The sequence below is a fragment of the Limnobaculum xujianqingii genome, from assembly GCF_013394855.1.
GTDB lineage: Bacteria > Pseudomonadota > Gammaproteobacteria > Enterobacterales > Enterobacteriaceae > Limnobaculum > Limnobaculum xujianqingii.
Window position 1 is genome coordinate 1,026,768 of sequence record NZ_JABMLK010000002.1, and the last position, 13,797, is coordinate 1,040,564.

Genomic DNA, 13,797 nt, shown 5'->3' on the forward strand with positions numbered 1-13,797 from the left:
AGGAGCCTACATGGGACATGCAGCCAGCGAATTTATTCCAGTATCCATTGCGGTATTAACCGTTTCTGATTCCCGTGGGGAAGCAGAGGATACTTCTGGTCATTATCTGGTGGAAGCGGCCAAACAGGTCGGCCATCAGATGGTTGATAAACGTATTATTAAAGACAATATCTATCAAATTCGAGCAGTAATTTCTGGCTGGATAGCCGATGAATCTGTGCAGGCGGTAGTGATTACCGGCGGCACCGGTTTTACCACCAGAGATAATACTCCGGAAGCTATTCTACCGCTGTTTGATCGCGAAGTTGAAGGCTTTGGTGAGCTGTTTCGAATGATGTCTTATGAAGACATTGGGACTTCGACTATTCAGTCCCGCGCGTTGGCCGGTATTGCTAATCAAACTATTATTTTTGCAGTTCCTGGTTCAACTAATGCCTGCAAAATGGCATGGGAACGCATCATTGTCGAACAGTTGGATGCCTGCCATCGACCGTGTAACTTTTTACCTCACTTGAGCAAAAAACAGAGATAAGTCACGACATGTCACAATTAACCCATATTAATGCTTCTGGTGAAGCGCACATGGTGGATGTTTCCGCAAAAAGTGAAACGGTCAGAGAGGCCCGAGCTGAAGCATTTGTTGAGATGAAAGCAGAAACTCTGGCAATGATTATGCAGGGTAGCCATCACAAGGGTGACGTATTTGCCACCGCGCGTATCGCTGGTATTCAGGCTGCAAAAAGAACCTGGGAGTTAATCCCGCTTTGTCATCCACTGTTACTCAGTAAAGTGGAGGTTTCTCTTGAAGCACTGCCGGAAAGTAATCGGGTACGCATTGAGTCATGTTGTCGCTTAACAGGGAAAACCGGGGTTGAGATGGAAGCATTAACCGCCGCCTCGGTAGCCGCTCTGACGATTTACGATATGTGTAAAGCAGTCCAGAAAGATATGGTTATTGGCCCGGTAAGACTGTTGGCGAAAAGCGGCGGCAAGTCCGGTGACTTTTTGGCTGAAGGTGGGGCAGTAACAAAGGAAGATAAAACATCATGATTAAGGTGATATTTTTTGCTCAGGTCAGAGAGCTGGTGGGAATCGAACGGTTGGATCTTGCGGCGGAATACCCAACGGTAGAGGCGCTGCGTCAGGCACTGTGTACCCGTGGTAATAAATGGCCACTGGCGCTGGAGCCGGGAAAATTGCTGATGGCGGTTAATCAAACTTTAGTAACAGCCGATCATCCAATCGTTGATGGCGATGAAGTGGCATTCTTTCCACCGGTTACCGGAGGATAATAAAATGTCAGATATTAACAGCACTCGTATTACCGTAAGTCCGGCAGCGTTTCAGGTTGGCGATGAGTACCAGTGGTTGTCCCAGTGCAACGATGATGGGGCAGTGGTGACCTTCACCGGTAAAGTACGCAATCATAATTTAGGTGACAGCGTCAGCGCGCTAACTCTTGAGCACTATCCGGGCATGACAGAAAAATCATTGGCTGAGATTATTGAACAAGCCCGCCAGCGCTGGCCTTTACAGCGAGTTAGCCTGATTCATCGTATTGGTGAACTGTTTCCCGGCGATGAAATTGTGTTTGTCGGTGTAACCAGCGCCCACCGTAGTTCTGCTTTTGAAGCGGCAGAATTCATTATGGATTATTTGAAAACCAAAGCGCCTTTCTGGAAGCGGGAAGCGACTCAGGAAGGGGATCGCTGGGTTGAATCCCGCGATAGTGATAAGCAGGCCGCTGAGCGCTGGTAATAATCAGCCATATATTTAACGCTAAAAGCGTGCAGGGGAGAGGTTTGAAACGCCAATGACGTTTGAGACCAAACTATCTCCCTAATTTCCATCACATTCCCCGTTAAAAATGATATAATCTCCCGGTTTTATAAGCCTGTCTGAAGTTTATGGCAGGCTTTGTTTTTTTAGTTCTGAAGAGGTTTTGATGGCACGTATAGCAATGGTGTATCACAGTGGATACGGACATACGGCAAAAGTTGCCGAAGCAGTAGCAAAAGGATTAATGGAAATCAGTGGCACACAGGTTGATATATTGCCCATCGATGCAGAAGGAAATTTGCCAGAACAGGCATGGGTTATTCTTTCAGTTGCAAATGGCATCATCTTTGGCAGTCCAACCTATATGAGTGGGCCTTCCTGGCAGTTTAAGAAGTTTGCCGATGCCTCTTCTAAACCCTGGTCTGCACTATTGTGGAAAGATAAGCTGTTCGCCGGGTTTACCAACTCCGCCAGTATGAATGGTGACAAGCTCAGTACGCTGGACTATATGTTTCATCTCTCTCAGCAGCATGGCGGTATTTGGGCTGGCATGGGCATGCTGCCGTCCAACACCAAGGCGGCAACTCGTCAGGACGTTAACTATATTGCCGGTGTTTCCGGATTAATGACGGTTTCTCCGGCAGATGCTTCAGTAGAAGAGGCTCCGTTGTCTGGTGAACTGGAAACCGCTCGCCTGTTTGGTCAGCGTATTGCTCAGTTGGCGCAGCGCTGGTCGAGAGTGTAAATCATGTTCAGATGTCTGGTTAAAGGGGGGATTTCCATCTATCTTTACCAGACATTACGAAATTATTTTTGCCATCAGGTGTCATAATATGTGATAACCTTGGGTAAATTTAGTTGTTTTCACCCCTGTTTTTTGACTTATGAGATAAGAAGGACAAAATTAATGGATCCACGTCACAACGGTACTATCGTAGAACACGCCAATACCGGTATTCAGGCGTTTATGGCTCAGGTCTACGGATGGATGACCTGCGGTCTGTTATTGACTGCATTTACTGCCTGGTTCGTTACCGGAACTGCGCTTCAGTCGTTCATTTTCTCCAGCAATATCACCTTTTTTGGTCTGATTATTGTGCAACTGGGCGTGGTATTTTTCCTGTCCGGTATGCTTAACCGTATTAGCGGCTCTTTAGCCACGACACTGTTTATGCTCTATTCGGTTCTGACCGGATTAACCTTATCCAGTATCTTTATTGCTTATACCAGTAGCTCAATTGCCAGTACTTTCTTTGTTACTGCCGGTACTTTTGGTGCCATGAGCGTATACGGATATACCACTAAGCGTGACTTAAGCAAGTTAGGCAGCATGATGATCATGGGCCTGATCGGTATTCTTCTGGCTTCTGTGGTAAATATTTTCCTTAAGAGCCCGGCTCTGACCTGGGCTATCACTTATATCGGTGTGATTGTGTTTGTTGGCTTAACTGCTTATGACACACAAAAACTGAAAGCGATTGGTGAGCAAGTTTCTATTGATGACAGAGAAGGTTACCGTAAGTCTTCTATTATGGGCGCTTTGACGCTGTATTTAGACTTCATCAACCTGTTCTTAATGCTGCTGCGTATTTTAGGCGACCGTCGCTAATATCATCAGTAAAATTATATTTAATAAGGGCGCGATTTCGCGCCCTTATTGTTTTTAAAAAGTCGATAATCAATCGTTAATTAGCGAAATCCTGAATAGTTACACTAACTGAAGGAAGTTCTGTTATACTGACCGCATTCGGCGTACTTCGGTCTACGCCATATTCCTCGCGGTAATGCCTCAACGTCATTCCTCGTAATAATAATCTCGTCAGGACCGTAGCAAACGACTATTCCTCTACGGAATGTTTGCCGGGCGAGTCTGGAGTTTTTCCTTATATGTCTTTTAATTCACTCGGCTTAAGTGCCGATATTTTGCGCGCGGTTGAAGAACAGGGTTATCGCGATCCTACACCTATTCAACAGCAGGCGATTCCTGTTGTTTTATCGGGCCGCGACTTAATGGCCTGTGCGCAAACGGGAACGGGTAAAACCGCTGGTTTTACACTCCCTCTGTTACAGCGTTTAACGGCAAGCGGTGAAGCAGCTCGCGGCCGTCGCCCTGTCAGGGCTCTGATTTTGACCCCAACTCGTGAGCTGGCTGCTCAGGTTGGTGAAAATGTGCGTGATTATAGCCGCCATTTAAATATTCGTTCTTTGGTGGTTTTCGGTGGCGTTAGTATTAATCCACAGATGATGAAACTGCGTGGGGGTGTCGATGTACTGGTGGCGACACCGGGGCGTTTGTTAGATCTGGAACATCAGAATGCCGTTGATTTATCTAAAGTCGAAATTCTGGTACTGGACGAAGCAGACCGCATGCTGGATATGGGCTTTATTCACGATATTCGTCGTGTTTTAGCTAAACTGCCTGCCAAACGCCAGAACCTGCTGTTTTCTGCGACCTTCTCTGATGAGATTAAAGGACTGGCATCTAAATTGCTGCACAATCCAGCTTCTGTCGAAGTGGCAAAACGTAATACGCCATCAGAACTGGTGGATCAGAAAGTCCACTTTGTTGATAAAAAACGTAAGCGTGAATTGCTGTCACAAATGATTGGTGAAGGCCAGTGGCAACAGGTGCTGGTATTTACCCGTACAAAACACGGCGCTAACCATTTGGCAGAACAGCTGAATAAAGATGGTATTACTGCTTCAGCTATTCACGGTAATAAAAGTCAGGGCGCCCGCACCCGCGCGTTGGATGAGTTTAAGAACGGTAAAATTCGCGTACTGGTTGCTACTGATATTGCTGCTCGTGGTCTGGATATCGATCATCTGCCTCACGTAGTTAACTATGAGCTGCCAAACGTACCGGAAGATTATGTTCACCGCATTGGTCGTACCGGTCGTGCAGAATGTACCGGAGAGGCAGTTTCTTTAGTTTGTGTTGATGAACATAAACTGCTGCGTGATATTGAACGCTTACTGAAGTTTGAAGTTGCGCGTATCGCGTTACCGGGTTATGAGCCAGATCCAACTATTAAAGCCGAACCGATTATCAATGGTCGTCAGGGCAGAGGTCAGGGACAAGGACAAGGTGGACGTCCAAATTCAGGTCGCTCTCGTCCGGCAACTGGTCAAACAGCAGGTCGTAGTGACAATAGTCCATGGGGTAATAAATCTGAAGGACGAGGTGACAATAAGCCACGTAATCAGAAGCCCCGCTCGGATAAACCTGCTCAACAAAGACGCGCTTCGTTCGCTGGCGCTCGCCGTTCGGAGTCAGCGGGTAGTTAAATACTGCTAGTAAATTTGATGTAGAAAGGCCACAGGCATATACCTGTGGCCTTTTGGATAAAGATGAAGCCTGATGGCTTACTTTTGTGTCTTAAAATAGCTAATAGTCCGGCCAGGCCCGACACGCACTGTAGCTAAGTAGATGGCTCTTCCGGCCGAGCATGTTGTTGATATGGGTACGTAGATTTTACGACCGGAATATCCATTGATGCTATGTAATAGTAATCAAAAAGGCCACGAACATAAATTGTTGGTGGCCTTTATTATTGTGTACAGACTAATCAGTTATTAATTCCCTGACTACGCAAGTAATCATCATAATTACCGCTGAAGTCGGTGACTTTCTCTGGTGTAATTTCGATGATACGTGTTGCCAGTGAGCTAACAAATTCACGGTCGTGAGAGACGAAAATCAGCGTTCCCTGATACAGCTCCAGCGCCATATTCAGTGATTCGATAGATTCCATATCCAGGTGGTTGGTTGGTTCGTCCATAATCAGAATGTTAGGACGAGTCATCATCAGTTTACCAAACAGCATGCGGCCTTTTTCACCACCGGACAGAACTTTGATCGACTTCTTGATATCGTCCTGAGAGAACAACAGACGACCTAATACGCTGCGTACCGATTGTTCATCATCGTTAGGCTGCATCCACAGGCTCATCCAGTCAAACACGGTCATATCGATTTCAAAATCAGAGGCGTGATCCTGAGCATAATAACCAATGCTGGCGTTTTCAGACCATTTCAGGCGTCCTGAATCTGGCGTTAGTTCACCCATTAAGGTTTTCAGCAGGGTAGTTTTACCCACGCCGTTGGTACCCAGTACCGCAACTTTTTCACCCACTTCCAGCATCATATTGATGTTTTTGAACAGTGGGGCGTTACCGTCATAACCTTTTGACAGGTTTTCCACTTCTAGCGCATTACGGAATAGTTTCTTATCCTGTTCAAAACGGATAAATGGATTCTGACGGCTGGAAGCCTTCACTTCTTCCAACTGAATCTTATCTATTTGACGTGCACGGGATGTGGCCTGACGAGATTTTGAGGCGTTGGCACTAAAGCGGCTAACGAAAGATTGCAGTTCGTTAATCTGAGCTTTTTTCTTAGCATTGTCTGCCAGCAGACGCTCGCGAGCCTGAGTTGAAGCGGTCATATACTCATCATAGTTACCCGGATAGACACGAAGTTCACCGTAGTCCAAATCGGCCATGTGGGTACATACCATATTCAGAAAGTGACGGTCATGGGAAATGATGATCATGGTGCTGTTACGGTCGTTCAGCGTTTGTTCCAACCAGCGAATGGTATCAATATCCAGGTTGTTGGTTGGTTCGTCGAGCAGCAGAATATCCGGATCGGCAAATAGAGCCTGAGCCAGTAATACCCGCAGTTTCCAGCCGGGAGCGACTTCGCTCATTGGGCCATAGTGCTGTTCTACCGGAATACCGACACCTAATAACAGTTCACCGGCACGGGACTCCGCAGTATATCCATCCATCTCACCGTATTGAACTTCCTGATCGGCAACTTTTAACCCATCTTCTTCACTCATTTCTGGCAGATTATAGATGCGGTCACGCTCTTCTTTGACTTGCCAAAGTTCAGAGTGGCCCATAATCACGGTATCCAGCACACTGTACTCTTCATAGGCGAACTGATCTTGTTTCAGTTTACCTAAGCGTTCGTTTGGATCGAGGAATACGTTACCGCCAGAAGGGGCTAAGTCTCCACCCAGAATCTTCATAAAGGTGGATTTACCACTACCGTTAGCACCAATTAAACCGTAGCGATTACCGCCGCCAAATTTGACCGAAATGTTTTCAAACAGCGGCTTGGAGCCAAACTGCATAGTAATATTATTGCTAATTAACAAGACGAATACTCATAGTTGAAAGTGTGATATTAGGCACATTATGCCACAGATTGCGGTCGTTTAGGCATCCCTGTGAGCAGACTATTTTTTCTGCATATTTTTGGAGTATTTATAACAAGGAATAATTAAATTCTATAAATAGAAAAAGGGGCATCAATTAATTTCATATTTTATTATTTTATTGTGTTTATCTACTGAACCCATTGTCAGACAGCGGTCTCAGCAATATGATGCACCGATTATAGCTATTATTTTATTTTTGGCAGGGAGTGCTGAAATGCCGGTCATTCTGGTTGTACTTATTCAAATCATGTGTGGCGTTCACGTGGTGAAAACCGGGCAGGAACGTTATTGGTTATATCTTATCATTGGTTTACCGGGTATTGGTTGTGCGGTATATGCACTGGCAATTTTATTACCGGACCTGTTAGGCAGTCGCGATGGAAAACGGCTGATAGGCAAAGCTCAGGATAAAATGGATCCGGAGCGTCATGTGCGTATGCTGCGTGATGAACTGGTGATTACTGAAACCAGTCAAAACTATGTGCGTTTAGCGGATGAGCTGTTACGTATTGGCAGAGCGCAGGAAGCGGCGACAAATTATCAAAAAGCCTTAACCGGCATCTTCGTTCAGGACCCCGATATTTTAATTAAGCTGGCTCAGGCACAGTTTGATAATAACGATCCGGTCTCCTGTCAGAAAACTCTGGAAATATTAATTGATGCTAATCCTGATTATCGCTCTCAGGATGGTCATTTGCTGTATGCCAGATCGCTACAGCAAATCGGCGATCTTGATAAAGCAGAAGATGAATTCAGAGTATTGGTTGAGTACTACACCGGACCAGAAGCGCGTTTTCGTTATTACCAGTTACTGGTCGAGAAGGGCGATAAGCTGGAAGCTAAACATCAGCTGGAAACCATTGCCGTTATGGCCCGCCGCGCTAAACCGCACTATCGTAAAATGCATAAAGAATGGCTGACGAAAGTGAATCAGGAGTTGAAGGCGCTGGGGTAATGCTGGATTTTTTACTTAATGAAGTAGTCTGTAGTTGTGGTATGAGAATGCTGGTGTATTTGTTGGTTTCAGTGAATATTCCGGCCGTAAAAACTATATGTATATATCAGCACTGTGCTCGGCCGGGAAACAATCTGTACTTAAGCCCAGAGTGCGTTGGGCCTAGCCTGCCTAGGGGCGCTTCGTTGGCTTACGCCAAGTCGACCCCAACGGTAGTCTCTCCCAACGATTAAGTTTTTAAATGTTGTTTTAATAAAATAGCCCGCGATGCGGGCTATTTTGCTTTTATCTTATATCAGGCGAACCGTTTACGTCTTTGTCCCTCGGCGTCAGCCGCCCTTAACGCCGCCAGTACATTTTCGGGGGTAATCTCATGTGGTTCGTTATGGATGGTTTCTCCATGACTGCATGAGGCTTCAGCTACTTTCATCAAATCGTCATCGCTGACCTGTTTTAGTCCGATATCTTCCAGCGTAGTTGGCAGTCCGACATCACGGCAGAAGTTATACACCGTATTAATCACTTCGGGTTCCCGGTCGGTGAGCATTAGCATTGCCAGTGTGCCAAAGGCGACTTTCTCGCCGTGCCAGTAGCTGTGAGTTTGTGGCAACACGGTTAATCCATTATGAATAGCGTGTGCCGCAGCCAGACCGCCACTTTCGAAACCTAATCCGGAGAGCAGGGTATTAGCTTCAATAACGTGTTCCAGTGCCGGAGTGACCTGCTGTTGTTCGCAGGCGGATTTTGCCAACACACCATATTGCAACAAAGTGTCATAACATAAACGTGCCAGACCATAAGCTGACATAGGGCCAGGGCGGCCAGTCATATTGCCTGCCATTTTTATGCGGCAATCTTCTGCTTCAAACCAGGTTGCCAGCGCATCGCCAATACCAGAGACCAGAAAACGTACCGGTGCCTGTGCGATAATTTTTGAATCAACCAGTACCACATCAGGGTTACGAGGGATCATCATATAACGCTTGAATTTTCCTTCCTGAGTGTAAATCACCACTAAAGAGCTACAGGGTGCATCGGTAGAGGCCAGCGTAGGGACAATAGCAATAGGTAATTTAAGGAATGCGCCGGTTGCTTTAGCGGTATCCAGCGTTTTCCCACCGCCAATACCAACAATCACCTCAGCACCATAGTTTTGTGCTAATGCCGAAATACGATCGATCTCTTCATCAGAACATTCGCTGTTAAATACCTCAACCTGACAGGCGATTTTACCTTCCAGCGCTTTAGCAATATCACTGCCCAGCTTTTGATGAACGACGGGATCTTGCAGAATTAAAGCCTTCTGGCCTAAACGTGATAACTCATCACCCAAACATTTCTCAACAGCCCCGGAACCTTGTACATAGCGACCGGGGAAAATAGCAGTAGTAATCATTTTAGCTCCTTAATAGTGATAAAAATGGTTACCAATGCTTTTTGTTCTTTATATGGAACTAATGTTCTGTATGTAAGTATGTTCTTCCTGAAATTATTCTTCGTCAACTTCAGAATGATGAAAGTTGCGTCAGCTCACAGATATTCAACTTTGACAATTTACCCCATTGACTCTTTTATACAGCACGAGGAATATTGTTCTGTATATTGAATGTTTGTTCTATATACAGAACAAATTGCGTAACAATGAATAACAAACAACTAACGTACTCACGTTTTTTTATCATTTAGCGGTTGAACCAAGGAACATAGTAATGAGCACAGATTCAAGTAAACCTATTCCTAAAGGGCGCTGGATGCATATCATTCCGGCAACCATTTTGGTCTATATCGTGGCTTATATGGACCGAACCAATATCGCAATCGGTATTGCCGGTGGTATGGATAAAGACTTAGGCATGACGGCATCGTTCGCCGGACTGGTGGCAGGAATATTTTTTATTGGTTATATCTTCCTGCAAATACCCGGCGGTCATATTGCAGAACGCTATAGCGCCAAGAAGTTTATTGCCTGGACGATTGTCGCCTGGGGAGGATTTGCCCTGCTAACCGGCTTTGTGCAAAACCCGACTCAGCTATTAATTATCCGTTTTATTCTCGGGGTTGCTGAAGGTGGGGTGTACCCGGCCATTCTGGCATTAATTGGTCACTGGTTTCCTAACGAAGAGCGGGCCAGAGCCATTGCCTTTTTCCAGATGAACCTGGCGGTTGCCTCGATTATCACAGGTCCACTGTCTGGCTGGCTAATTGAGCTGCACGGCTGGCGTGAAATGTTCATCATTGAAGGGGTATTATCACTGGCACTGCTGTTTGTCTGGATGCCACTGGTATCTGATCATCCTCATCAGGCGAAATGGCTGGATCCACGGGAACGTGAGTGGATAGAGAAAAAGCTGGAAGAAGATCGTATGGGAGCTTCCATTGATGATAAAGCCAGCATCAGTACCATCATTCGTAGTCCAAACCTCTGGAAACTGATTGGTATCTATTTCTTTGTTCAGGTCGGATTCTATGGCTTCGCACTGTGGATGCCTAATCTGATTAAAAACCTGACGGGTAGCGGTATGACTATGGTGGGCATGTTGACCGCTGCGCCTTATGTGCTGTGTATCTTCGGTCAATACTATATCGCCAAATGGTGTGATAAAACCATGAACCGTCGCCTGTATACCGCGATTCCTCTGGTTGGTTTTGCTGTTTGTTTAACCCTTTCTCTGTTGCTGAAAGAGAGTATCTGGCTTTCTTATGGCGTAATGGTGCTGTGTGGCTTCTTCTTGCAGGCTTATGCCGGCCCATTCTGGACTCTTCCACCACTGCTGTTCCCATCCAATGTATTAGGCGGTGTGCGTGGCACTATAAACGCACTGGGTAATCTGGGCGGATTTATTGGTCCATATCTGGTGGGTCTGTTAACCATGACCGTTAGCCAAACAGCAGGCATGTTTGTACTGGTTGCCGCTTTAATGATAGCCGTCTTCCTATTGTTTACGCTGCCAGCGATTACCGCCCGGCCGCTGAAGAAATAATTAGTAATGTCGTGATGAATTAATAAATAAAGGAATCTCAAAATGAAACAGAAATGCCAAGGCGCACGTGATTTATGGTCGCAGTTGGATGCACTGCGAATGGGAATGAACTACAGCAAAGAAGATACTCAAAAGCCTCAGGTGTTGATTGATGACTGTTATGGCGAAAGCCATCCGGGAAGTTTTCATCTTAATGAGCTGGGTTATGAAACCATGCTGGGTGTTCATGAAAGCGGCGGCCGTGCAGTACGTCATCATGTTACCGATATATGTGATGGTTGGGGGCAGGGGCATGATGGTATGAACTACATTTTGGCCTCGCGGGAAGCGATTGCCAATATGGTGGAGATTCATGCATCCGTGGTGCCTTATGACGGTGCCGTGTTGATTTCCAGCTGTGACAAATCAGTTCCGGCCCATTTGATTGCTGCCGCTCGTCTGGATATGCCATTGATTCATATTCCCGGCGGTTCTATGCGTCCGGCTCCGAATATGAGTACTTCTGATTTAGGCGGTCTGACGGCTAAGCTGAAGAAAGGTGAGATTAGTGTGAAGCAGGTGGAAGCGCATCAGCAGTGCGGCTGTCCTACTGCCGGTGCCTGTCAGTTTATGGGAACCGCCAGCACCATGCAGTGCATGTCGGAAGCCTTAGGTATGGCGTTGCCGGGTAGTGCAATCATGCCTTCCACTATGTCAGAGATCCGCCGGGTTGCTCGTGCGGCAGGACATCAGGCGATGTATCTGGCGGAAAAGAACATCACCTCAGCAAAAATATTAACGCCAGCGGCGTTTGAGAACGCGATTAAAGTACACGCGGCTATTGGCGGTAGTACCAATGCGCTGATTCATTTACCAGCCATTGCTCATGAGTTGGCTGGGAACTTAAGCCGGAAATTTTTGACCGCATCAACCATGACATTCCTTATCTCACCAACATTCAACCAAGTGGCGAGTACGTCACTGAGTTGTTCTGGTTTGCCGGTGGTGTACCAATGATTCAATGGTTACTGCGCGACAAACTGGATCTGGACGTCATGACGGTAACGGGACGTTCACTGGGAGATAACCTGGATATGCTACAGCAATCAGGATTCTTCGAACGTAATCAAGGCTATCTGGCTAACCATAAAGTGAAACCAGAAGAAGTGATTAGAAAGCCGGAGTCAGCCACCAAGAAGGGTTCCATCGCCATTCTTAAAGGCAATATTGCGCCAGATGGTGCAGTTATCAAATATGCCGCCTGTCGTGCCGATATGCATCAGCACGTGGGCCCGGCCAAAGTGTTCAACTCAGAGGAAGATGCACAGCAGGCAATCATTCATAACCGGGTGAATCCGGGGGATGTGCTGTTTATTCGCTACGAAGGACCGAAAGGTTCTGGCGCACCGGAAATGCTGATGACTACTGATGCCATTGTATATGACAACCGCCTGGATGGGCGAGTGGCACTGATTACCGATGGTCGTTTCTCCGGAGCTACCAGCGGTCCGTGTGTGGGACATGTTTCACCTGAAGCGGCTGACGGTGGGCCAATTGCGCTGGTGGAAGATGGCGATTTAATCGAAATGGATGTGCCGGCCCGTAAGCTGAATATCGTTGGTATTAATGGTGAACATAAAACCCCAGAGCAGATTGAAGTCGTTATGGCGGAACGTCAGGCTAAGTGGGTACGTCCGGACTATTCCCACCGTAAGGGTGTGTATAAGCAGTTCACCCAGCGTGCGGCTTCGTTAATGGCTGGTGCTTATACCAGTTAAGCCTCTACCAAAGTGGCTGGGTAAGTAAGGCTTCCGTCACTGTAAAAGGTGATGGAAGCAAAGTAATAGAGATGTAATTCATTAGCGATAAGACAGGATAATACAATGACTGACCTGAATAAGTTTAGAGGCGTTTTTCCTCCGGTGCCGACGATTTTTCATGCGGATGGACGACTGGACACCGTGGGAATGGGTGCGCTGATTGATAAATTAGTCAATGATGGCGTAGATGGCATGCTGATCCTTGGCAGCGGCGGTGAGTTTTGCCATATGCCAAAAGCACAGCGTTTTGAAGTGGCTGAGTTTGCGGTAAAACATATTGCCGGTCGGGTACCTGTATTATTGGGCATTAGTAGTCCGAGTACTCAGGAAGTGATTGAGTTTGGTCTGCATGCGGATAAGTTAGGCGTGGATGCAGTACTGGTACTAAACCCTTACTATGCATTACTTAACGATGAGTATATGTATAACCATTTCCGTACTGTAGCAGAGAGCATTCGTTCCCCGGTTATTCTGTATAACTTCCCTGCGTTAACCGGTCAGGATATCAGCGTGAATTTAATTGCCCGTCTGGTAAAAGAGGTGAGTAATATTATCGGTATTAAGGATACCGTGGATAATATTAGTCATGTACGTGAGGTGATTAATCAGGTGCGTCCGATTCGTCCGAACTTTGTGGTGTTCTCTGGCTACGATGAATATATGATGGATACCCTGATTATGGGCGGTAATGGCGCGATTCCGGCAACCTCTAACTTTGCCGCTCAGATTACTTGTGGAATCTATCGGGCGTTTAAAGCGAAAGATTATGAAACCATGTTTGAGCTACAGCGTCAGCTATCACGATTATCAACGGTATACAGCTTAGAAACGCCGTTCTTTGGCGTGATTAAACAAGCAATTAAACTTTGCGGATTGAATATTTCCACCGACGTTTTAGCACCAGTGCAAAAATTATCGGAAGAGAAAAAGCAGCAACTGATCAAGGTGTTAACTTTTTCCGGAGTAGCACATCAGGATCGCTAGTTCTTCTCTGTAGTAAAAACTGTTATTGAGAAAGCAATCAGACTTTCGCTTACCGGCGAAGGTCTGAT

12 protein-coding genes and 1 pseudogene are annotated in these 13,797 nt (G+C 46.3%); 11 read left to right on the forward strand and 2 right to left on the reverse strand.

The genetic code is table 11. The features are described 5' to 3' along the window. The first annotated feature begins 10 nt into the window (after positions 1-10). The 7 genes from moaB to rhlE all read left to right on the forward strand — a co-directional run bounded on the left by moaB (position 11) and on the right by rhlE (position 5,067). Positions 11-532, forward strand: a complete 522-nt coding sequence (gene moaB, locus GOL65_RS18720) for a molybdenum cofactor biosynthesis protein B (protein WP_140918002.1) — start codon at positions 11-13, stop codon at positions 530-532. Positions 533-540: 8 nt separating this feature from the next. Further along, the gene (gene moaC / locus GOL65_RS18725; RefSeq protein WP_140918001.1) at positions 541-1,050 is read left to right on the forward strand and encodes a cyclic pyranopterin monophosphate synthase MoaC; all 510 of its coding nucleotides are present in this window, start codon (positions 541-543) and stop codon (positions 1,048-1,050) included. Beyond that, on the forward strand, positions 1,047-1,292 hold the full coding sequence (moaD, locus tag GOL65_RS18730) for a molybdopterin synthase sulfur carrier subunit (protein ID WP_140918000.1): 246 nt from the start codon (positions 1,047-1,049) through the stop codon (positions 1,290-1,292). Before moaC ends, moaD begins: the two co-directional genes overlap by 4 nt. Before the next feature lie 13 nt (positions 1,293-1,305). Next, a complete protein-coding gene (gene moaE, locus GOL65_RS18735) occupies positions 1,306-1,758 on the forward strand; it encodes a molybdopterin synthase catalytic subunit MoaE (RefSeq protein ID WP_407657527.1) in 453 nt (150 codons plus the stop codon). 187 nt (positions 1,759-1,945) lie between these two features. Continuing rightward, complete coding sequence (locus GOL65_RS18740; RefSeq protein ID WP_179038494.1) at positions 1,946-2,524, forward strand: flavodoxin family protein; 579 nt, start codon at positions 1,946-1,948, stop codon at positions 2,522-2,524. A 162-nt stretch (positions 2,525-2,686) separates the two neighbouring features. Then, complete coding sequence (locus GOL65_RS18745) at positions 2,687-3,388, forward strand: Bax inhibitor-1/YccA family protein (RefSeq protein WP_130591673.1); 702 nt, start codon at positions 2,687-2,689, stop codon at positions 3,386-3,388. Positions 3,389-3,666: 278 nt separating this feature from the next. Next, positions 3,667-5,067, forward strand: a complete 1,401-nt coding sequence (rhlE, locus tag GOL65_RS18750; protein WP_140917997.1) for an ATP-dependent RNA helicase RhlE — start codon at positions 3,667-3,669, stop codon at positions 5,065-5,067. 281 nt (positions 5,068-5,348) lie between these two features. Here rhlE and GOL65_RS18755 read toward each other — a convergent pair whose 3' ends face one another. Then, on the reverse strand, positions 5,349-6,947 hold the full coding sequence (locus tag GOL65_RS18755; protein ID WP_140917996.1) for an ABC-F family ATPase: 1,599 nt from the start codon (positions 6,945-6,947) through the stop codon (positions 5,349-5,351). Positions 6,948-7,224: 277 nt separating this feature from the next. On the opposite strand from GOL65_RS18755, the gene GOL65_RS18760 reads away from it, so the two are divergent. Beyond that, positions 7,225-7,965 (forward strand): hypothetical protein, encoded by a 741-nt coding sequence (locus GOL65_RS18760; protein ID WP_140917995.1) that lies wholly within the window; start codon positions 7,225-7,227, stop codon positions 7,963-7,965. A 295-nt stretch (positions 7,966-8,260) separates the two neighbouring features. Here GOL65_RS18760 and GOL65_RS18765 read toward each other — a convergent pair whose 3' ends face one another. After that, entirely contained in the window at positions 8,261-9,361 is a 1,101-nt protein-coding gene (locus GOL65_RS18765) for a glycerol dehydrogenase (protein ID WP_140917994.1), read from the reverse strand. A gap of 313 nt (positions 9,362-9,674) precedes the next feature. On the opposite strand from GOL65_RS18765, the gene GOL65_RS18770 reads away from it, so the two are divergent. The 3 genes and pseudogenes from GOL65_RS18770 to GOL65_RS18780 all read left to right on the forward strand — a co-directional run bounded on the left by GOL65_RS18770 (position 9,675) and on the right by GOL65_RS18780 (position 13,729). Next, complete coding sequence (locus tag GOL65_RS18770) at positions 9,675-10,946, forward strand: MFS transporter (protein WP_140917993.1); 1,272 nt, start codon at positions 9,675-9,677, stop codon at positions 10,944-10,946. A 42-nt stretch (positions 10,947-10,988) separates the two neighbouring features. Then, positions 10,989-12,703, forward strand: a pseudogene (ilvD, locus tag GOL65_RS18775) (dihydroxy-acid dehydratase). A gap of 105 nt (positions 12,704-12,808) precedes the next feature. After that, positions 12,809-13,729 (forward strand): dihydrodipicolinate synthase family protein, encoded by a 921-nt coding sequence (locus tag GOL65_RS18780; RefSeq protein ID WP_140917992.1) that lies wholly within the window; start codon positions 12,809-12,811, stop codon positions 13,727-13,729. Positions 13,730-13,797: the final 68 nt, after the last annotated feature.